Genomic DNA, 18,803 nt, shown 5'->3' on the forward strand with positions numbered 1-18,803 from the left:
GATCTCGACGTAGCGGTCGTCGTCCGTCGCCGGACCACCGTCCACGCCCTACAGGAAGCACCATGCAGACCGCAGAGATCCGCCGCCGTTGGCTCCAGTTCTTCGGTGACCGCGGCCACACCGTCGTCCCCTCCGCGTCGCTCGTCTCGGACGACCCGTCGCTGCTGTTCACGGTGGCCGGCATGGTGCCGTTCATCCCGTACCTGACCGGGCTCATCCCGGCGCCGTACCCCCGTGCCACGAGCGTGCAGAAGTGCATCCGCACGAACGACATCGAAGAGGTCGGCAAGACCCCGCGGCACGGCACGTTCTTCCAGATGAACGGGAACTTCTCGTTCGGGGACTACTTCAAGGAGCAGGCGATCCAGTACGCCTGGGAGTTCCTGACGAACCCGGAGTCCGACGGCGGTCTCGGGTTCTCGGCGGACGACCTCTGGGTCACGGTCTACGAGGAGGACGACGAGGCGATCGCGTTCTGGAAGCGTCACTCGAGCCTGCCCGACGACCGCATCCAGAAGCTCGGCAAGGACACGAACTACTGGTCCACCGGGCAGCCCGGTCCGGCCGGTCCCTGCTCGGAGATCTTCTTCGACCGCGGCCCCGAGTACGGCGTGGACGGTGGTCCGGCGACGGACGACGACCGCTACGTCGAGATCTGGAACCTCGTCTTCATGCAGTACCAGATCGCCGACGTGCGGTCGAAGTACGACTTCGCGATCACCGGCGAGCTGCCGAACAAGAACATCGACACCGGCATGGGGCTCGAGCGCGTCGCCTTCATCAAGCAGGGCGTCGACAACATGTACGAGATCGACCAGGTGCGTCCGGTGCTCGACGAGGCGGCCGAGGTGTCCGGACGACGCTACGGCGCGGACCACGAGGACGACGTCCGCATGCGCATCGTCGCGGACCACGTGCGCTCGGCACTCATGCTCATCGCCGACGGCGTCTCGCCGTCGAACGAGGGTCGCGGGTACATCCTCCGCCGACTGCTCCGTCGGACCGTCCGCGCGATGCGCCTGCTCGGCGTCGAGGGTGCGACCTTCCCCCGGCTCTTCCCGGCCTCACGCGACGCGATGCGCGACGCCTACCCCGAGGTCGGCGAGCAGTTCGACCGCATCGCACGGATCGCCTACGCGGAGGAGGAGACCTTCCTCCGGACGCTCGCGCAGGGCACGACCATCCTCGACGTCGCCGTCGACCGCGCCAAGCAGGACGGCCGCCCGGCGATCGGCGGGGACACCGCGTTCCTGCTCCACGACACCTTCGGCTTCCCCATCGACCTGACCATGGAGATGGCGGAGGAGGCCGGCGTCCACGTGGACCGTTCCGCGTTCGAGACCCTCATGTCCGAGCAGCGCGCCCGCGCGAAGGCCGACGCGAAGAGCAAGAAGACCGCGCTCGCGGACCTGAGCGTCTACAGCTCCTTCCGCGCGGCGGGTGAGACGGTGTTCCTCGGCTACGAGGCCCTCCAGGCCGAGAGCCGCGTGCTCGGCCTCATCGTCGACGGGCGGAGCGTGGACCGCGCGGTCGCCGGTGACATCGCCGAGGTGATCCTCGACGAGACCTCGCTGTACGCCGAGTCCGGTGGACAGGACGCCGACCAGGGTTCGATCGTCGGCAACGGCTTCGACCTCGAGGTCCTCGACGTCCAGCGTCCGGTCTCCGGCCTGTGGAGCCACACCGTGCAGGTGCGCTCGGGCGAGGTCGGTGTGGGCGACGCGGCCACCACGGTCGTGGACGCCGAGTACCGCCGCGGCGCGACGCAGGCCCACTCCGCGACACACCTCGTGAACGCGGCGCTCCGGGACGTCCTCGGCCCGGAGGCGCTCCAGGCCGGCTCGTACAACAAGGCCGGCTACATGCGCCTGGACTTCTCGTGGAGCCAGCCGGTGTCGCTCGAGACGCGCTCGGAGATCGAGGAGGTCGTGAACACCGCGATCCGCTCAGACCTCGAGGTGTCGACCCGCATCCTGCCGATCGACGAGGCGAAGGCGCTCGGCGCGCAGGCCCTGTTCGGCGAGAAGTACGGCGCCGAGGTCCGCATGGTCGACATCGGCGGCCCCTGGTCCCGTGAGCTCTGTGGTGGCATCCACGTCGCGTCGAGCGCGCAGGTCGGCCTCGTCAACCTCGTCGGTGAGGCGAGCGTCGGATCGACGAACCGCCGCGTCGAGGCGCTCGTCGGACTCGAGGGCTTCCGCGAGCTCGCGGTGGAGCGGACGATCGTCTCGCAACTGTCGAGCGCACTCAAGGCGCAGCGCGACGACCTGCCGGGTCGTGTGCAGACGCTCCTCGACGACCTGAAGACCGCCCAGAAGCGGATCGCGGAGTTCGAGTCGGCCAACCTGCAGCAGCGTGTGCCGGCCATCGCCCGTACGGCCCAGCGGGTCGGCAGCGTCTCGGTCGTGGCACAGGTCGTCGACGGGCTGTCGGCGAGCGACGACCTCCGTTCGCTCGCCACCGGTGTGCGCGGCCAGCTCGGTGCCGATGCGGCCGTCGTGGTCCTCGGCGCCGTCGTCGGCGGCAAGCCGGTCGTGATCGTCGCCACGAACGACGCAGCCCGGGCCGCGGGCGTGCAGGCCGGTCCGCTCGCGAAGGAGGCGGCCGGCGTGCTCGGCGGTGGCGGTGGCGGCAAGCCGGACCTCGCGCAGGGTGGTGGGACCGACGCGTCGGCCCTCCCGGCGGCGCTCCGTGCCGTGACCGACCGCATCGCGGCCTGATCGTGGCGATCCGGTCCGGGCGGCGGCTCGGCGTCGACGTCGGCCGCGCCCGGATCGGGGTCGCGGTGTGCGACCGGGACGGTCTGCTCGCGACCCCGGTGGAGACCGTGCGGCGGGACGACTCGTCCGACCTCGGGCGGATCCTGGCGATCGCCGAGGAGTACGACGTGCTCGAGGTCGTCGTCGGTCTCCCGCTGTCCATGTCGGGCGGGGAGACCGCGTCGACGGCGGACGCCCGGGACTTCGCGACCCGCATCGCCGCGCACCGCCCGGTCCGGCTCGTGGACGAGCGGCTCTCCACGGTCACGGCCCAGCGGGGCCTCCACCAGGCCGGCAAGAACACGAAGAAGTCCCGGGCCGTGATCGACCAAGCGGCCGCTGTTATCATTCTGCAACATGCGCTCGACCACGAGCGTGCATCCGGCGCCCCGCCCGGGGCCGAGCTCCCCTGATCGGCTGCCCTCCCGACGTCGCACCCGCGACCCGGAGCCGCGGAGTTCCCGACCGAGAGACCGAGGACCGTTGGCAGACGATCTGGACTGGAACGCGATCATCGCGACCGGCAACGACGCCGAGCGCCGTGGGCGCACCGGGACCCCGACCGACGGCTCCGGCGAGGGCAGCGGGTCCGCACCGCTCTCCCGCCGAGCCGCTCGTGCGGCACGCGAGCGGCAGGAGGCGGCGTCTCTGACCGGAGCGCCGACGGCGGCTCCCGACGACCGCTCGGCAGGTGGAGCCGGGAGGCCCGCCCCGCGTCCCGTCGTCGGCGCCGGTCCGGCGGTCGGGCCCGACGGGCAGGAGCGTGACGCCCTGGAGCGTGACGACCTGCACCCCGACGTGCACGCCCTGCTCGGCGGCACGCTGCACAGCGGACCCGTGCCCGCGGCTTCCGGTCGACGGGCCCAGGGCGACGCCGAGGCCGGCGACGCTCCCGTCCGCCGCCGCGGCACCTGGCAGGGCGTCGACGCCGGCCCGGCCGAGCAGCGGGGCACCGCGGTGACCGACCAGCGGCGCACCGACCTCGACACCGCGCACGACGACGACACCGCGACCGTCGTCCCGGTCGACGACGGCCGGGTCCCTCGCGACGGCGGTGCTGCCGACGGCGGTGCCGGCGACGCCGGACACGGTGACGGTGACGACGGACGCGGTGGCGGCGGCGACGACGGTGGCCGGCGCGGCGGACGCGGGGGAGCCTCCCGTCCGCCGCGGAACGAGCGCCCGGCCCGCCGCAAGGGGCCGCTCATCGCGGGGATCGTCATCGTCGCCCTGGTGCTCGCCGCAGCCGGCGGTGCCTACGCGTTCGCCGCGCCGAAGGTGCAGGCGGTGATGAGCGCGATCTCCGGAGCGCAGGAGAGCGACGACTACACCGGCGACGGCACCTCGAAGGTGACCATCACGATCAAGGAAGGGGACATCGGCGAGGACGTCGCCGCGACGTTGCAGCGCAGCGGTGTCGTGAAGACCTCGAGCGCGTTCTACGAGCTGCTCCTCGCGTCTCCGGAGATCCAGTTCCAGCCCGGGTCCTACGCGCTCAAGAAGGAGATGAGTTCGAAGGCCGCGCTCTCGGCGCTGCAGGACGAGGCCAACCGCGTCGAGGACCCGACCCTCGTCATCCCCGAGGGCACGGCGCTGCAGGACATCGAGGCCGGCATGGTCTCCAAGGCCGGTCTGAGCAAGGACGAGGTCTCCGCCGCGGCGGAGGACGTCGCGGCCTACGGTCTGCCGGCGGGCGTCACGACGCTCGAGGGGTGGCTGTTCCCCGCGACGTACCCGATCCGGCCCGACTGGACGGCGAAGCAGTACTTCCAGGCGATGGTCGACACGATGAAGCAGCGGCTCGAGAAGGCCGGCGTCGCCCCGGCCGACCAGGAGCGTGTGGTCGTCTTCGCCTCGCTCGTGCAGAAGGAGGCCGGTCTCGCCGCCGACTACCCGAAGGTCGCGCGGGTGTTCCAGAACCGACTCGACGACGGCATGCGGTTGCAGTCCGACGCGACCGTCGCGTACGGCACCGGGAACACGCACACCGTGACGACGACGGACGACGAGCGCGCCGACGCGTCGAACGAGTACAACACCTACCAGCACGACGGACTGCCGCCGGCCCCGATCTCGAACCCCGGCGACATCGCGATCGACGCGGTCGTGCACCAGGCCACGGGCAACTGGCTGTACTTCGTGACCGTCGACCTCGAGACCGGCGAGACGGTGTTCTCGGACACGTACGACCAGCACCTCGTCGCGGTCGAACGCTTCCGGAGCTGGCTGCGGGCACACCCGGAGTACCAGTAGTCCCTCCCACAGCGCACGCACCTCGCACGACCGTGCGCTGTGGGAGGATGGCCCCATGCTTCGTTGGTTGACCGCTGGTGAGTCCCACGGACCCGAACTCATCGCCATGATGGAAGGCCTCCCGGCCGGCGTCCCGGTGTCGTACGAGTCCATCCGCGCCGACCTCGCGCGCCGCAAGCTCGGCTACGGCCGTGGGTCCCGCATGAAGTTCGAGCAGGACGAGCTGCACCTGTCCGGCGGCGTCCGACACGGCTTCTCGATGGGCAGCCCGATCGCGATCCGCATCGGCAACACCGAGTGGCCGAAGTGGGTCGAGGTGATGAACCCCGAGCCCGTCGAGCAGACCGACGCCTCGCGCGGCCGTGGCGCCCCGCTGACCCGCCCGCGCCCGGGGCACGCCGACCTGGTCGGGATGCAGAAGTACGGTTTCGACGAGGCCCGACCGATCCTCGAGCGCGCGTCCGCCCGTGAGACCGCGGCCCGGGTCGCACTCGGCGCCGTGGCGAAGTCGTTCCTCGCCGAACTCGGGATGACCTCGGTCGCGCACACGCTGCAGGTCGGTACGGTCCGCGTGCCGGAGGACGCCGCACTGCCCGTGCCCGCCGACGTCGACCGCCTCGACGACGACCAGCTCCGCTGCGCCGACCCCGCGACCTCCGCCCGGATGGTGACCGAGGTCGAGGCCGCGAAGAAGGACGGCGACACCCTCGGCGGCGTGGTCGAGGTGCTCTTCTACGGGGTCCCGCCGGGACTCGGCTCGCACGTGCAGTGGGACCGTCGGCTCGACGCGCGTCTGGCAGCGGCGATCATGGGCATCCAGGCGATCAAGGGCGTCGAGGTCGGTGACGGCTTCGCGACCGCGGCTCGCCGCGGGTCCGCCGCGCACGACGAACTGCAGCGCGCCGACGGTGCGATCGTGCGCACGAGCGACCGTGCGGGCGGCACCGAGGGCGGCATGTCCACCGGGACGGTCCTCCGCGTCCGTGCCGCGATGAAGCCGATCGCCACCGTCCCGCACGCGCTGCAGACCATCGACGTCGCGACGGGCGAGGACGCGAGCGCGCACCACCAGCGCTCCGACGTCTGCGCGGTGCCGGCGTCCGGCGTCGTCGCCGAGGCGATGGTCGCCCTGGTGCTCGCCGACGCCGTGCTCGAGAAGTTCGGCGGTGACAGCGTGGCCGAGACGAAGCGGAACCTCGAGGGCTACCTCGCGGCGATCCCGGAGACGCTCCGGACGGCCGGGGCGACCGCGCACACGCCCGCACGGTGAACACGGCCGCGCCCCGGCCCGTGGTCGTCATCGGACCGATGGGTGCCGGGAAGTCGAGCGTCGGCCGACGCGTCGCGAAGGCGCTCGGCGTCCCGTTCACCGACACCGACCGGATGATCGCGCGGGAGCACGGTCCGATCCCGCGGCTCTTCGCCGAGCGCGGGGAGCCGGTGTTCCGCGAGCTCGAGGCCGCGGCGGTCCGTCGCGCGGTCGAGACCGGCGGTGTCGTCTCCCTCGGTGGGGGAGCGGTCATGCACGCCGCGACGCGTGCGGCGATCACGGGCGCCCACGTCGTCCTGTTGACCGTCTCGGCCGAGGCGGTCGCGCCCCGGATCCTCGGCAGCGACCGTCCGCTCATCGCCACCGGGGGCATCGCGGCGTGGCAGGCGATCCTCGACGAGCGTGCCCCCACCTACGACCGCCTGGCCGACCTCGTGCTCGACACCTCCCGTCGCCCGATGTCCCGCGTGGCAGAGGACGTCGTCGCCTGGGTCCGCCGCGGCGGGCCGACGCACGGCGACGCCAGCAGCCCCACCACCACCGACGAAGGAGCACCGTGACCGAGTCGACCCTGCCCGAGGGCACCACCGCCATCCGCGTCGGCGGCGATGACGGCTACGACGTCGTCGTCGGCAACGGCCTGCTCGGTGCCGTCCCCGCGCTCCTCGGACCCCGCGTCGCGAAGGTCCTCATCGTGCACGCGCCGACGCTCGGCGCCCGGGCCGAGGACCTCCGACAGCTGCTCGTCGACGCAGGGCTCGAGGCCCTCATCGCCGAGGTACCGGACGCCGAGGCTGCGAAGCGGATCGAGGTCGCCTCGTTCTGCTGGCAGGTCATGGGTCAGTCCGACTTCACCCGGACGGACGCCGTGATCGGGCTCGGCGGCGGTGCCGTCACGGACCTCGCCGGGTTCGTCGCCGCGACCTGGCTCCGTGGTGTGCCGTACGTGTCGATGCCGACGACGGTGCTCGGCATGGTCGACGCGAGCGTCGGCGGCAAGACCGGCATCAACACGAACGAGGGCAAGAACCTCGTCGGCGCGTTCGCCGCACCGCGCGCGGTCGTCGCCGACCTGGACCTGCTCCGGACGCTGCCGCGGAACGAGGTCCTGGCCGGGTTCGCCGAGATCGTCAAGGCCGGATTCATCGCGGTGCCGGAGATCCTCGACGTCATCGAGGCGGACGTCGACCGTGTGACCGACCCGACGACGCCCGAGTTCCGCCGCGTGGTCGAGCTCGCGATCGCGCTCAAGGCGCAGGTCGTCTCGGAGGACTTCACCGAGCAGGGCCGCCGCGAGGTGCTCAACTACGGACACACCCTCGGTCACGCGATCGAGCACGCCGAGCGGTACCAGTGGCGACACGGTGCCGCGGTCGCCGTCGGCATGGTCTTCGCCGCGGAACTCGCCCGGCTGACCGGCCACCTGGACGACGCCACCGTCGACCGACACCGGGCGGTGCTGGACTCGCTCTCGCTCCCCACCACCTACCCGCTCGGACGGTGGCAGAGCCTCCTCGCGACCATGCGTCGGGACAAGAAGGCACGCGCCGGCATGCTCCGGTTCATCATCCTCGACGGGATCGGCAAGCCGGTGACGCTCGAGGGCCCGGAGGACCACCTGCTCTTCACCGCCTACCAGGAAGTCGGCGCCTGAGGTCCGACGGCGCCCGGCACCCCGGTCCGCCCCAGGCCCACGGAGCAGACTGAGGACGTGCCGAACCCGCCCCGTCTCAGCGACTTCTCCACCCAGCAGCGTCCGGACGCGGGGACCGCCCGCGGTCGCGCCCGTCGGTTCGCCGAGGTGCTCGGGATCGCACGGCGCCACGGGCTCCTGCCGATCCGTCGGCTCGACTTCTCGCGGGAGCCGGCCACGGCCGACCTCCGCCGGGACCAGGCCGACCACCTGCGCCTGGCGCTCGAGGAGGCCGGCGGTGGCTTCGTGAAGATGGGCCAGGTCCTGTCCACACGCGACGACCTGCTGCCCGACGAGTGGACGGAGCGCCTCGCGCTCCTGCAGGGCAGCGTGCGTCCCGCCGCGCCCGACGAGGTCGCCGCCTTGCTCGAGGCCGAGCTCGGCGCGCCGGTGGCCGGGGTGTTCGCGTCCTTCGACCCGGAGCCCGTCGCCGCGGCCTCCATCGCGCAGGTGCACCGCGCACGGCTCGCCGACGGCACCGCGGTCGCGGTCAAGGTGCAGCGTCCGGGCATCGACGCCGCGGTCCGGCGGGACGTCGACATCGCCCTGCGGCTCGTGCGCTTCCTCACCCGGACCTCCGCGCAGGCGCGGCAGCTCGGCGTGGTCGAGGTGGCCGAGCAGTACGGCGCCGACCTCGTCCGACAGGTCGACTTCACCGCGGAGCTGCGGAACCTCGAGTCGCTCCGCGCGGCCCAGGCCCGGAGCGCGCGTCCCGACGAGGTGCGGTTCCCGGAGCCGTACCGCGACCTGTCCACGCGACGCGTGCTCGTGATGGAGTTCCTGGAGGGCGACACGCTCAGCGCGATCCGCGCGGAGCGCTCCGACCGCGACCTCGACGAGCCGATGCGCTCGGTCCTCCGCGCGTTCCTCCGTCAGGTCGTCTTCGACGGCGTCTACCACGCGGACCTGCACCCGGGGAACGTCCTGCTCCTGCCCGACGGACGGCCGGCACTCATCGACTTCGGATCGGTCGGGAGGCTCGACCCGGGCCTCCGGGACACGGTCCAGGAACTGCTCGCCGCCTACCTGCAGGACGACACCTCGCGCATCGCGGACGCAGTCCTCCGGATGGCGCCGGTCCGCGACCCCGAGGACGAGGCGGACTTCCGGCGCGACATGGCGCGCTTCGTCGCCGAGGAACTCGGTCCGGGCGCGCGGATCGGCGTCGAGACCGTGGACGACGCGGTCGAGGTGTTCGGTCGCTACCGGCTGCGTGCTCCGGCCGACTTCGTGGCGGCCGCCCGCGCGCTGGCGATCTTCGAGGGGACGCTCCGCACGCTCGCGCCGTCGTTCGACCTGCTCGAGGAGTCGCGTGGCCTCGCGGCGGAGCAGATCCGCGACCAGCTCCGGCCCGCCGCGGTGCGGAGCGTCCTCGTCCGCGAGCTCTTCGGGCTGGTGACCTCGGCGCGGCGGCTGCCGCGCCGCATCGACAAGATCACCGAGGCGGTCGAGGCCGGTCGGCTGTCGGTCAACATCCGGCTGCTGAGCGACCGGCGCGACCGGCAGACCGTGTCGGGCATGATCCGTCGGGTGTTGCTCGTGCTGCTGGGGGCCGGGGCGGGCCTCCTGGCGGTGGTCTACCTGGCGGCACCGGCCCGGCCGACGGCGGTGATCAGCACCCTCGTGGCGGGGTCACTGCTCGGCGGCACGTGCGTCGTGCTGCTCACGTGGGCGGCGGTCGACGCGTGGCTGGCACGCCGACGGCAGTAGGCCGTCGGCCCGGTCCCGGCACGCCGGGCCCCGTCCGCTACACTCGTCCGGGGCTCCACGAGCCTGGACACCTTCACAACACCATCGAACGGAAGACCCATGGCGAGTACCACTGACATCAAGAACGGCGCCGTTCTCATCATCGACGGGCAGCTCTGGTCGGTCGTCGAGTTCCAGCACGTGAAGCCGGGCAAGGGCGGCGCCTTCGTGCGCACCAAGCTCAAGCAGGTCGTCTCCGGCAAGGTCGTCGACCGCACCTTCAACGCCGGCGCGAAGATCGAGACCGCCACGGTGGACCGTCGCGACTTCCAGTACCTCTACGAGGACGGCGACTCGTACGTCTTCATGGACCAGGACACCTACGACCAGGTCAACGTCCCGGCCGCCGTCGTCGGCGACGCGCGCAACTTCCTGCTCGAGTCCGCGCAGGTCACCATCGCGATGAACGAGGGCAACCCGCTCTACGTCGAGCTCCCGACCTCGATCGTCACCACGATCGAGACCGAGCCGGGCCTGCAGGGCGACCGCTCCTCCGGCGGCACGAAGCCGGCGACGATCGTCACGGGGTACCAGATCCAGGTCCCGCTCTTCCTCGAGTCCGGCACCAAGGTCAAGGTCGACACCCGCGACGGCAACTACCTCGGCCGCGTCAACGACTAGGCGCTGACCGTATGAGTGCTCGTTCGAAGGCCCGCAAGCGCGCCCTCGACATGCTGTACGTGGCCGAGGTGCGCGAGCTGCCGATCGCGGACGTCCTCGCGACCGAGACGGTCCGCCACCTGGACCAGCCGGAGCGGGCCTCCAGCTGGGACTACGCGCGGCAGATCGTGACCGGCATCGACGAGGCCCGGCACGAGATCGACGGCGTCATCACCGACCACGCGCAGGGCTGGTCGATCGCCCGGATGCCGGTCCTCGACCGCTGCATCCTGCGGATGGGCGTGTGGGAGATCCGGTTCAACCCGGAGGTCCCCGACGCCGTGGCGATCGCGGAGGCCGTCGAGCTCGCGCAGTCGCTGTCCACCGACGACTCGGCCGGTTTCGTGAACGGCGTCCTCGGCGCCGTCGCGGAGGGCCGCGGACCGTCCGGTCGGTCGGTCGCGGAGGACCAGGAGTCCCGCTAGGCTCGAACGCAACCAGCATCCTTTGATGCCGTCCAGTGAGGCGGGGGTCGTCCAGAGAGACGAGGAAGGAGGTCGGCGTGGGCACCAGAACGGTCCTGCAGCAGTCCGACATCACGCGTGCCCTGACACGCATTGCACACGAGATCCTCGAGGCCAACCACGGCGGCTCGGACCTCGTGCTGCTCGGCATCCCGACCCGCGGCGCCGTCCTCGCCGAGCGACTCGGTCGCGTCCTCGCGGGGATCGAACCCGGGTGGGAGTCCGCGTCCGGCGGCATCGGCACCGAGCGCGTCGGAGCCCTCGACGTGACGATGTACCGCGACGACCTCGGTCGGGGCATCGGTCGGTCCCCGCACCGGACGGTCATCCCCGCCGGCGGCGTCGACGGCAAGGTCGTCGTCCTGGTCGACGACGTCCTCTACTCCGGCCGGACGGTCCGAGCGGCGCTCGACGCGCTGCAGGGCATCGGCCGCCCACGCGCCGTCCGCCTGGCGGTCCTCGTCGACCGGGGCCACCGCGAGTTGCCGATCCGGGCCGACCACGTCGGCAAGAACCTGCCGACCGCGGGCGACGAGCGGGTCTCGCTGCACCTGACCGAGACCGACGGTGTCGACGAGGTAGTCATCGAGCAGGGCGGTGCGGCATGAGGCACCTGCTCTCCACGGCGGACCTGTCCCGTGACGACGCCGTCCGCATCCTCGACGTCGCCGAGGAGATGGCCGAGGTGAACACGCGCGAGGTCCGGAAGCTCCCGGCCCTGCGCGGGCGCACGGTCGTCAACCTGTTCTTCGAGGACTCGACGCGCACCCGGATCTCGTTCGAGGCCGCCGCGAAGCGCCTGTCGGCCGACGTCATCAACTTCGCCGCGAAGGGCTCGAGCGTCTCGAAGGGGGAGTCCCTCAAGGACACCGTGCAGACCCTCGACGCGATGGGCATCGACGGCATCGTCATCCGGCACGGCGCGTCCGGAGCCCCGCGCGTCCTGGCCGAGGCCGACTGGATCGACGTCCCGGTCGTGAACGCCGGCGACGGCACGCACGAGCACCCCACGCAGGCGCTCCTCGACGCGTTCACGATGCGCCGCCGACTGCACGGCTCGGCGAGCCGGGGGCAGGGCCTCGACGGTGTCCGCGTGCTCATCGTCGGGGACGTGCTGCACAGCCGCGTGGCGCGGAGCAACGCCTGGTTGCTCCGGACCCTCGGCGCACACGTCACCTTCGCCGCGCCGCCGACGCTGCTGCCCGCGGTGGACCGGCCCTTCGGCGCCGCGGTGCACCACGACCTCGACGCCGCACTGGCCGAGGACCCCGACGTCGTCATGACGCTCCGGATCCAGCAGGAACGGATGAACGACGCGTTCTTCCCGAACCCCCGCGAGTACACGCGGCACTTCGGGCTCACCGCCGCACGGTTCGCCCGGCTGCCCGCGCGCACGCTCGTGATGCACCCCGGTCCGATGAACCGCGGGCTCGAGATCGCCGGCGTGGCCGCTGACGACGACCGCTCGACCGTGGTCGAGCAGGTCGCGAACGGCGTCTCGGTCCGGATGGCCGTGCTCTACCTCGCCCTCACCGGCGACCACGAGAAGGAGACCGTCGCATGACCGCACACCTCATCCGCGGCGCGCAGCTGGTCGACGGCACCCGCGCCGACATCCGCCTGGAGGGTCGGCTCGTCACCGCGGTCGGGTCCGGTCTCGACACGGCCGGTGCCACGGTCGTCGACGCCGACGGGCTGCTCGCCCTGCCCGGTCTCGTCGACCTGCACACCCACCTCCGCGAACCCGGCCACGAGGAGTCCGAGACCGTGCTGTCCGGCTCACGGGCCGCCGCCGCCGGCGGGTTCACCGCGGTGAACGCGATGGCGAACTCCTCGCCGGTGGCCGACACCGCCGGGGTCGTCGAGCAGGTGCAGGCGCTCGGGGAGGACGCCGGCTACGTCACGGTGCGTCCGATCGGCGCGGTCTCCCAGGGGCTGCAGGGCACGCACCTGTCCGAGATCGGCGCGATGGCGACCTCACGCGCGGCCGTCCGGGTCTTCTCGGACGACGGCTCGTGCGTCGCCGACCCGCTGCTCATGCGGCGCGCGCTCGAGTACATCAAGGGCTTCGGCGGGGTGCTCGCCCAGCACGCCCAGGAGCCCCGCCTGACCATCGGTGCGCAGATGAACGAGGGCCGCCTGTCCTCCGAGCTCGGCCTCGCCGGATGGCCCGCCGTGGCCGAGGAGTCGATCATCGCGCGCGACGTCCTGCTCGCCGACCACGTCGGTGCCCGGCTGCACGTCTGCCACGTCTCGACGGCGGGCAGCGTCGAGGTGATCCGCTGGGCCAAGTCCCGCGGGATCGACGTCACGGCGGAGGTCACCCCGCACCACCTCGTCCTGACCGAGGACCTCATCGCGGGCCACGACGGTGCGCCCGGGTACGACGCCCGCTACAAGGTGAACCCGCCGCTCCGCAGCCGCGAGGACGTCGACGCGCTCCGCGCCGCCCTCGCCGACGGCACGATCGACATCGTCGCCACCGACCACGCACCGCACCCGGCGGAGGCCAAGCACTGCGAGTGGCCCGCCGCCGCGAACGGCATGGTCGGGCTCGAGTCGGCGCTCAGCGTCGTGCACGCGGCCGTGGTCGCGGACGGCCGACTCGACTGGGCGGACGTGGCACGGGTCCTCTCCTCCGCGCCGGCCCGGATCGGCCAGGTCGCCGGGCACGGGCACGCGGTCGCCGAGGGCGCACCGGCGGAGGTCACGCTGTACGACCCGGCCGCCGTGCGGGACTTCTCGGTGGCCGACCTGCACGGGCAGTCGCAGAACTCGCCCTACCTCGGCATGCGCCTGCCCGGCCGGGTGGTCGCCACGTTCCACCACGGCATGCCCACCGTCCTCGACGGGGAGCTCCTCGACGCCGGGACGGTCGCGGCGCGGGCCGCGCACGAGCGGGCGGCGACCGCATGAGCGGTGACACGGCGCGCTGGCTGCTCGGCGGGGTGATCCTGCTCGCGGTTGCGGCGCTGTTCGTCGCGATGGCCCGCACGTGGCGGACGCGCAGCCGACGGCAGGCGGAGGCCGTGCCTGCCGTCCCGGTCCCAGCGGACCCCGGGCCCGTGGTCGGGTCGTGGGACGGGTTCACCGTCGCGACGACCCGCGCCGACGAGCCGCTCGAACGCATCACGGCCGGCGGCCTCGGGTTCCGCGGCCGCGGCGGTGTGACGGTCCACCGGTCCGGCGTCGTGCTGCACCACGCCGGCACGGACGACCGATGGATCGCCCGGAGCGCGGTGCGCGGTGCCGACCGGGCCACGTGGGCCATCGACCGGGTGGTCGAGCCCGGGGGACTGGTCCGACTGCGATGGACGGCGACCGGCGCCGCAGCTGCGACGGACCTCGACACCTACTTCCGGTTCCCCCAGGGCGACGCGGACGCGCTCCGCGCGCTGCAGGGACCGGCGACGACGAACGACTCCCCGCACACCGCGGGCGAAGGGACGAACTGATGACACGCGAACGGGCCGTACTGGTCCTCGAGGACGGCACCCGGTACGACGGCTGGGCCTACGGCGCCCGCGGGCGCACGCTCGGCGAGGTGGTCTTCGCGACCGGCATGACCGGCTACCAGGAGACGCTCACCGACCCGTCGTACGCGGGCCAGATCGTGGTGCAGACGGCACCGCACATCGGCAACACGGGGGTGAACGACGAGGACCCCGAGTCCCGGCGCATCTGGGTCGCCGGGTACGTCGTGCGCGACCCCAGCCGGGTGGTGTCGAACCACCGGGCCAACGCCTCGCTCGACGAGCACCTCGTGCGCGACGGCATCGTCGGCATCTCCGGGATCGACACCCGGGCCCTGACCCGGCGCATCCGCGACGCCGGCGCGATGAAGGGCGGTGTCTTCAGCGGGGCCGACGCGACGCTCGACGCCGACGAGCAGCTGCGCCTCGTCACCGAGCAGACCGGCATGACGGGCAAGAACCTGTCCGCCGAGGTCTCCACGGCCGAGGAGTACGTCGTCCAGCCGGTCGGCGAGCGAATCGGCACGCTGGCGGTCCTCGACCTCGGTGTCAAGGCGTCGACCACCCGGTACCTCTCGGAGCGCGGCTTCGAGGTGCACGTGCTGCCGCAGGACGTCACCGTCGAGCGGCTCCGCGAGCTCGACCCGGACGCGCTGTTCTACTCGAACGGTCCCGGTGACCCGGCCGCCTCCGACGCCCAGGTGTCGCTCCTGCAGGACAGCCTGCGCGACGGCCGACCGTTCTTCGGCATCTGCTTCGGCAACCAGCTGCTCGGCCGCGCGCTCGGCTTCGGCACGTACAAGCTGCCGTTCGGCCACCGCGGGATCAACCAGCCGGTGCTCGACACGACGACGGGCAAGGTGGAGATCACGAGCCAGAACCACGGCTTCGCGGTCGACGCCCCGGTCGGGGAGACCCTCGAGTCGCCGGTCGGTTTCGGCCGGGTCGAGGTGTCGCACTACTCGCTCAACGACAACGTGGTCGAGGGCCTCCGCGCGCTCGACATCCCCGCGTTCAGCGTGCAGTACCACCCCGAGGCGGCCGCCGGACCGCACGACAGCATGTACCTGTTCGACCGCTTCCGGGACATGGTCCTCGCCCGACGACAGGGGGAGCCGCTCGACGCGGCCACCGCCGACGCGACCACCCCCGCCGCCGACGTCACGACCGCCGACACCACGAAGGAGGGCAACTGATGCCCAAGCGCTCCGACATCAGCTCCGTCCTGGTCATCGGCTCCGGTCCGATCGTCATCGGGCAGGCCGCCGAGTTCGACTACTCCGGCACCCAGGCGTGCCGCGTCCTGCGCGCCGAGGGCGTCCGGGTCATCCTCGTGAACCCGAACCCGGCGACGATCATGACCGACCCCGACTTCGCCGACGCGACGTACATCGAACCGATCACCAACGCGTCGCTCGAGGAGATCATCCGGATCGAGCAGCCCGACGCGGTCCTGCCGACGCTCGGTGGGCAGACCGCGCTGAACGCCGCGATCGCGCTCGACGAGGCCGGCATCCTCGAGAAGCACGGCGTCGAGCTGATCGGCGCGAAGGTCGACGCCATCCAGCGCGGTGAGGACCGACAGCTCTTCAAGGAGCTCGTCCTCGAGTCGGGCGCGGACGTCGCCCGCAGCCACATCGCGCACACGCTCGAGGAGGCGAAGGAGTTCGCGCAGGACCTCGGCTATCCGCTCGTGGTCCGGCCCTCCTTCACGATGGGCGGGCTCGGCTCGGGCTTCGCCTACAACGAGGAGGAGCTCGTCCGCTTCGTCGGCGACGGCCTGCAGTCGTCCCCGACGACGGAGGTCCTGCTCGAGGAGTCGATCCTCGGCTGGAAGGAGTACGAGCTCGAGCTGATGCGGGACAACGCCGACAACACGGTCGTCATCTGCTCGATCGAGAACGTCGACCCGGTCGGTGTGCACACCGGTGACTCGATCACGGTCGCCCCGGCGCTGACGCTGACCGACCGCGAGTACCAGAACATGCGGAACATCGGCATCGACATCATCCGTCGGGTGGGCGTCGACACCGGGGGCTGCAACATCCAGTTCGCGGTCGACCCCTCGAACGGTCGCGTGATCGTCATCGAGATGAACCCGCGCGTCTCCCGCTCGTCGGCCCTCGCGTCGAAGGCGACGGGCTTCCCGATCGCGAAGATCGCCGCGAAGCTCGCCATCGGGTACCGGCTCGACGAGATCCAGAACGACATCACGCAGGTCACCCCGGCGAGCTTCGAGCCGACGCTGGACTACGTCGTCGTGAAGACCCCGCGCTTCGCGTTCGAGAAGTTCCCCGCCGCCGACGCGACGCTCACCACGACGATGAAGAGCGTCGGCGAGGCGATGGCCATCGGCCGCAACTACGCCACCGCGCTGCAGAAGTCGCTCCGGTCGCTCGAGAAGCGCGGGTCGAGCTTCCACTGGGACGTCCCGGCGGACCAGCTCGACAAGGCCGCCCTGCTCGAGACGTCGCGCATCCCGACGGACGGCAGGATCGTCACGGTCCAGCAGGCCCTCGTCGCCGGCGCCACCACGGCGGAGGTCTTCGACGCCACCGGCATCGACCCCTGGTTCATCGACCAGATCGTCCTCATCAACGAGGTCGCGGCCGAGGTCCGGGACGCCGCGACGCTCGACGCCGACACGGTCCGCTGGGCGAAGGAGCACGGCTTCAGCGACGTGCAGATCGCCGCGCTCCGGGGCATCACCGAACAGGAGGCCCGCGACCAGCGGCACGCGCTCGGCATCCGCCCCGTGTTCAAGACGGTCGACACCTGCGCCGGCGAGTTCCCGGCCCTGACGCCGTACCACTACTCGTCGTACGACACCGAGACCGAGGTCGCCCCGAGCGACCGCAAGAAGGTCGTCATCCTCGGCTCCGGCCCCAACCGCATCGGCCAGGGCGTCGAGTTCGACTACTCCTGCGTGCACGCGTCCTTCGCGCTGAGCGACGCCGGGTTCGAGACGATCATGGTGAACTGCAACCCGGAGACGGTCTCGACCGACTACGACACCTCGGACCGCCTGTACTTCGAGCCGCTCACGGCCGAGGACGTCCTCGAGGTCATCGCGGCCGAGCAGGCCTCGGGGGAGGTGGTCGGCGTCGTCGTGCAGCTCGGTGGGCAGACCGCGCTCGGGCTCGCGAAACCGCTCGAGGCCGCCGGCATCCCGATCCTCGGCACGAGCCCGGACGCCATCGACCTCGCCGAGGAGCGCGGGGCGTTCTCCCGCATCCTCGACGACGCCGGCCTCCTCGCCCCGAAGAACGGCACCGCCCACGACCTGGCGAGCGCGACCACCGTCGCCGAGGGCATCGGCTACCCGGTGCTCGTCCGCCCGTCCTTCGTGCTCGGTGGGCGCGGCATGGAGATCGTCTACGACTCCGCCGCCCTCGCCGACTACTTCGACCGGATGGCCGACCAGGCGATCATCGGCCCGGACCTGCCGCTGCTGGTGGACCGCTTCCTCGACGACGCGGTGGAGATCGACATCGACGCGCTGTACGACGGCGAGCGGCTGTACGTCGGCGGCATCATGGAGCACATCGAGGAGGCCGGGATCCACTCCGGTGACTCGTCCTGCACCCTGCCCCCGGTCGGCCTCGGTCGCGCCGAGATCCAGGCCGTCGTGGACGCGACCGAGGAGATCGCGCGCGGCGTCGGCGTCCGCGGCCTTCTGAACGTGCAGTTCGCGATCGGTGCGGGCGTGCTCTACGTCCTCGAGGCGAACCCGCGTGCCAGCCGCACGGTGCCGTTCGTGTCGAAGGCACTGGGCATCGCCCTGGCGAAGGCCGCCGCGCGCATCATGACCGGCTCGACGATCGACGGGTTGGTCGACGAGGGGATGCTGCCCGCCCGCGACGGCGCGTTCGTCCCGGCGCAGGCGCCGGTCGCCGTCAAGGAGGCCGTGCTCCCGTTCCGCCGGTTCCGCACCGCGGACGGACAGGTCGTCGATTCCGTGCTCAGCCCGGAGATGCGCTCGACGGGTGAGGTCATGGGCATCGACCGGGACTTCCCGCGGGCGTTCCTGAAGAGCCAGGAGGCCGCGTACGGCGGGCTCCCCACCAGCGGCACGGTCTTCGTGAGTGTCGCCGACACCGACAAGCGCGCCATCGTGCTGCCGGTGCACCGCCTGCAGCAGCTCGGCTTCCGGATCATCGCCACCGAGGGCACCGCGGAGGTGCTCCGCCGCAACGGCATCCTGGTCGGCACGGTCGGCAAGTACAGCCAGGGGCAGGAGAGCGTCGTCGACCTGCTCGCCCGCAACGAGGTCGACATCGTCATCAACACGCCGAGCGGTGCGTCAGGTCGTGCGGACGGGTACGAGATCCGTGCGGCCACCGTGGCGGCCGACAAGCCGCTGTTCACGACGATCTCGCAGCTCGGCGCGGCGGTCGCGGCGATCGAGACGATCGGGACGCCGCACAGCGTCCGGAGCCTGCAGGACTACGCGCTCGAGCGGGCCGGCTGGTGACCAGGGGA

The 18,803-nt window shown here is 71.9% G+C and carries 15 protein-coding genes; all 15 read left to right on the top strand.

Annotated features, from left to right (window positions below):
* Positions 1-62: 62 nt before the first annotated feature.
* Positions 63-2,720, top strand: coding sequence for an alanine--tRNA ligase (gene alaS, locus DEI91_RS07645; RefSeq protein ID WP_111051734.1), 2,658 nt, complete (start codon positions 63-65; stop codon positions 2,718-2,720).
* Positions 2,720-3,172 carry a Holliday junction resolvase RuvX gene (gene ruvX, locus DEI91_RS07650; protein ID WP_111051735.1) on the top strand — a complete coding sequence of 151 codons (453 nt, stop codon included), beginning with the start codon at positions 2,720-2,722 and terminating at the stop codon, positions 3,170-3,172. Before alaS ends, ruvX begins: the two co-directional genes overlap by 1 nt.
* A 70-nt stretch (positions 3,173-3,242) precedes the next feature.
* Positions 3,243-5,012, top strand: a complete 1,770-nt coding sequence (mltG, locus tag DEI91_RS07655; RefSeq protein WP_181439527.1) for an endolytic transglycosylase MltG — start codon at positions 3,243-3,245, stop codon at positions 5,010-5,012.
* Positions 5,013-5,067: 55 nt separating this feature from the next.
* The gene (gene aroC, locus DEI91_RS07660) at positions 5,068-6,282 is read left to right on the top strand and encodes a chorismate synthase (RefSeq protein WP_111051737.1); all 1,215 of its coding nucleotides are present in this window, start codon (positions 5,068-5,070) and stop codon (positions 6,280-6,282) included.
* A 38-nt stretch (positions 6,283-6,320) separates the two neighbouring features.
* Positions 6,321-6,842 carry a shikimate kinase gene (locus DEI91_RS07665; protein WP_111051912.1) on the top strand — a complete coding sequence of 174 codons (522 nt, stop codon included), beginning with the start codon at positions 6,321-6,323 and terminating at the stop codon, positions 6,840-6,842.
* Between the two features lie 11 nt (positions 6,843-6,853).
* The gene (aroB, locus tag DEI91_RS07670; RefSeq protein WP_111051913.1) at positions 6,854-7,936 is read left to right on the top strand and encodes a 3-dehydroquinate synthase; all 1,083 of its coding nucleotides are present in this window, start codon (positions 6,854-6,856) and stop codon (positions 7,934-7,936) included.
* A gap of 57 nt (positions 7,937-7,993) precedes the next feature.
* The gene (locus DEI91_RS07675) at positions 7,994-9,685 is read left to right on the top strand and encodes an AarF/ABC1/UbiB kinase family protein (protein WP_111051738.1); all 1,692 of its coding nucleotides are present in this window, start codon (positions 7,994-7,996) and stop codon (positions 9,683-9,685) included.
* 99 nt (positions 9,686-9,784) lie between these two features.
* Positions 9,785-10,345, top strand: coding sequence for an elongation factor P (gene efp, locus DEI91_RS07680; protein WP_110825070.1), 561 nt, complete (start codon positions 9,785-9,787; stop codon positions 10,343-10,345).
* 11 nt (positions 10,346-10,356) lie between these two features.
* Positions 10,357-10,809, top strand: coding sequence for a transcription antitermination factor NusB (nusB, locus tag DEI91_RS07685; RefSeq protein WP_111051739.1), 453 nt, complete (start codon positions 10,357-10,359; stop codon positions 10,807-10,809).
* A 77-nt stretch (positions 10,810-10,886) separates the two neighbouring features.
* Positions 10,887-11,456: a bifunctional pyr operon transcriptional regulator/uracil phosphoribosyltransferase PyrR gene (gene pyrR / locus DEI91_RS07690; RefSeq protein ID WP_111051740.1), complete on the top strand. Its 570-nt coding sequence runs from the start codon at positions 10,887-10,889 to the stop codon at positions 11,454-11,456.
* Positions 11,453-12,412 (top strand): aspartate carbamoyltransferase catalytic subunit, encoded by a 960-nt coding sequence (locus DEI91_RS07695; RefSeq protein ID WP_111051741.1) that lies wholly within the window; start codon positions 11,453-11,455, stop codon positions 12,410-12,412. The genes pyrR and DEI91_RS07695 overlap by 4 nt, the downstream gene beginning before the upstream one ends.
* Positions 12,409-13,764 (top strand): dihydroorotase, encoded by a 1,356-nt coding sequence (locus tag DEI91_RS07700; protein ID WP_111051742.1) that lies wholly within the window; start codon positions 12,409-12,411, stop codon positions 13,762-13,764. Before DEI91_RS07695 ends, DEI91_RS07700 begins: the two co-directional genes overlap by 4 nt.
* Entirely contained in the window at positions 13,761-14,303 is a 543-nt protein-coding gene (locus tag DEI91_RS07705; RefSeq protein ID WP_111051743.1) for a hypothetical protein, read from the top strand. The genes DEI91_RS07700 and DEI91_RS07705 overlap by 4 nt, the downstream gene beginning before the upstream one ends.
* Positions 14,303-15,517, top strand: coding sequence for a glutamine-hydrolyzing carbamoyl-phosphate synthase small subunit (carA, locus tag DEI91_RS07710; RefSeq protein WP_111051744.1), 1,215 nt, complete (start codon positions 14,303-14,305; stop codon positions 15,515-15,517). Before DEI91_RS07705 ends, carA begins: the two co-directional genes overlap by 1 nt.
* Entirely contained in the window at positions 15,517-18,795 is a 3,279-nt protein-coding gene (gene carB / locus DEI91_RS07715) for a carbamoyl-phosphate synthase large subunit (protein ID WP_111051745.1), read from the top strand. Before carA ends, carB begins: the two co-directional genes overlap by 1 nt.
* Positions 18,796-18,803: the final 8 nt, after the last annotated feature.

It is taken from the genome of Curtobacterium sp. MCBD17_032 (assembly GCF_003234855.1).
Classification (GTDB): domain Bacteria; phylum Actinomycetota; class Actinomycetes; order Actinomycetales; family Microbacteriaceae; genus Curtobacterium.

Coding starts and splice junctions, on each gene's coding strand:
- alaS (WP_111051734.1), top strand. CDS start 63: ATGCAGACCGCAGAGATCCGCCGCCGTTGGCTCCAGTTCTTCGGTGAC.
- aroC (WP_111051737.1), top strand. CDS start 5,068: ATGCTTCGTTGGTTGACCGCTGGTGAGTCCCACGGACCCGAACTCATC.
- DEI91_RS07665 (WP_111051912.1), top strand. CDS start 6,321: ATGGGTGCCGGGAAGTCGAGCGTCGGCCGACGCGTCGCGAAGGCGCTC.
- efp (WP_110825070.1), top strand. CDS start 9,785: ATGGCGAGTACCACTGACATCAAGAACGGCGCCGTTCTCATCATCGAC.
- nusB (WP_111051739.1), top strand. CDS start 10,357: ATGAGTGCTCGTTCGAAGGCCCGCAAGCGCGCCCTCGACATGCTGTAC.
- DEI91_RS07695 (WP_111051741.1), top strand. CDS start 11,453: ATGAGGCACCTGCTCTCCACGGCGGACCTGTCCCGTGACGACGCCGTC.
- DEI91_RS07700 (WP_111051742.1), top strand. CDS start 12,409: ATGACCGCACACCTCATCCGCGGCGCGCAGCTGGTCGACGGCACCCGC.
- DEI91_RS07705 (WP_111051743.1), top strand. CDS start 13,761: ATGAGCGGTGACACGGCGCGCTGGCTGCTCGGCGGGGTGATCCTGCTC.
- carA (WP_111051744.1), top strand. CDS start 14,303: ATGACACGCGAACGGGCCGTACTGGTCCTCGAGGACGGCACCCGGTAC.
- carB (WP_111051745.1), top strand. CDS start 15,517: ATGCCCAAGCGCTCCGACATCAGCTCCGTCCTGGTCATCGGCTCCGGT.